The organism is Streptomyces sp. PU-14G (assembly GCF_041028275.1).
Lineage (GTDB): Bacteria > Actinomycetota > Actinomycetes > Streptomycetales > Streptomycetaceae > Streptomyces.
On the sequence record NZ_JASKYT010000657.1, the window covers coordinates 1 to 1,733 of the forward strand.

The window sequence follows — 1,733 nt, forward strand, 5'->3', positions numbered from 1 at the left end:
GAGAGGGAGCGGGGGTGTGCGGGGGAAGGTCCTAGGCGTGTTGTCCCGGGCGGTCGGTGAGGACGCTGAGGTCGCGGGGGCCTTCGCCCGCCATGACGAAGGCGCCCTTCTCCAGACGGTCGATCAGCTCGCGGGCCCAGGCCGCGTCGCTGTCGGCGGTGCGGACCCACAGCCTCATGATCTCCCCGATGTGGCTCGGGCCCGCGGGGACGGCGCCGGCCGGGCTCCAGCTCGCCGTCACCTCGTCGCGCCAGCCCTCCAGCGCGGCCACGCGCTGTTCGAGCAGGTCGATGGCCTCGCCGCGCGGGAGGTCGACGAGGAAGCCGATGGCGGAGGTCAGCAGTTCCTGCTTCTGGCGGGTGGCGGTCAGCGCGTGCCGCAGCATCCGGAAGAACTCCGCCTCGCCGGCCGGGGTGATCTCGTACTCGGTACGCGGGGGGCCGCCGGCGGTGCTGGGGGCGGTGTCGTGCGCGCGCAGCAAATCCTGCTTGGCCAGCTGTTTGAGTGCGTGGTAGATCGACCCCGGCTTGGCGGTCGACCATTCGTGCGCGCCCCAGAACTCCAGGTCGTTGCGGACCTGGTAGCCGTGCGCCCGTCCGCGCAGGCGCACGTCTCCCAGCACCAGCAGCCGGATCGCCGACATCGCTTCCCCTGCGTGTTGAGTCCTTCGTCTCCGCGCCCACTGGTCAAGTTTGACCAGCGGGCGCGGTTACGGAGGCTACTCCTGGCCCTGCCCTCAGGACCAGTCGGGCTCGGGCATCGCTCCGGTCTCGAAGACCAGGTCGAAGGCGCCCTTGCCGTCGATCGTCTCGCGGATGACATCGGCGTGGCCCGCGTGGCGGGCGTACTCCTCGATCAGGTGCAGCAGGCCCCAGCGCCAGGAGTAGTCGCCGCCCTCGGTCCAGGGAGCGGGCGGTACGGCGAACGTGTCGTCCAACGAGCCAATGGCCCGCACGGCCGCCTCCGTCTCGGCGGCCACCTGCTCGGAGAGGGCGAGCAGTACCTCGACCGTCTCGTCGGCGGCGGGGACGAAGCCCGTCTCCCATTCCTTGCGCCGCTCCGCCTGGTCGGTCGGGATCTCAGCGCCCTGGAAGAGACGCAGCCAGCCGCGCTCGCCCGTCGTCAGGTGCTTGAGGAGGCCGAGCAGCGAGAGCTCGCTGGCCGCGGGCGCGCTGCGCGCCTGCTCCTCGGTCAGCCCGTGGAGGGCTCGGCGGAGGCCGCCGCGCTGGGCCTCCAGATAGGCCAGAAGGGCTCCGCGCTCGTCACCTTCGGACTCGGCCTGGACGACTACGGGCATGCTGCTCGCCACCTCACTGTTCTCGGTTCCCGGTGTTTTCCCGGGCTGACGAGAATCAAGGTAGAAAGCGTCGCGGTCAGGTTCTGTCCGCAAGCGCTCCCCCGGCGCGTGCGGAGGTCCGCCGAGCGGAACCGGCCGGGCCCCCGCCGCGAGCGGGGGCCCGGCCGGTTCGGGGGGGCTGACGAGAATCAAGGTAGAAAGCGTCGCGGTCAGGTTCTGTCCGCAAGCGCTCCCCCGGCGCGTCAGAACGGGAACTCGCTGCGTTCCCGCTGGATGGACAGCCAGCCGGAGAGCCTCTCGCCGCCGTAGGGGACGGTGGGCTCGTCGGCGACCGTGGAGTCGTTGACGTGGACCATGCCCGCGTCGATCCGCCGGGCCACCGCGACCCCCCGTTCGATGTCGGCGCTGTGCACCGCGCCCGCGAGCCCGTAGGGGG

At 71.7% G+C, this 1,733-nt stretch carries 3 protein-coding genes; all 3 read right to left on the bottom strand.

The genetic code is table 11. The annotated features are described in order from the left end of the window. Positions 1–31: 31 nt before the first annotated feature. A complete protein-coding gene (locus AB8Z75_RS34445) occupies positions 32–643 on the bottom strand; it encodes a PadR family transcriptional regulator (RefSeq protein WP_369209007.1) in 612 nt (203 codons plus the stop codon). A gap of 93 nt (positions 644–736) precedes the next feature. Further along, on the bottom strand, positions 737–1,297 hold the full coding sequence (locus AB8Z75_RS34450; protein ID WP_369209009.1) for a DinB family protein: 561 nt from the start codon (positions 1,295–1,297) through the stop codon (positions 737–739). A 242-nt stretch (positions 1,298–1,539) separates the two neighbouring features. Continuing rightward, positions 1,540–1,733 (bottom strand): aldehyde dehydrogenase family protein (locus AB8Z75_RS34455; RefSeq protein ID WP_369209011.1); only part of this gene is annotated, 194 nt, incomplete at its 5' end.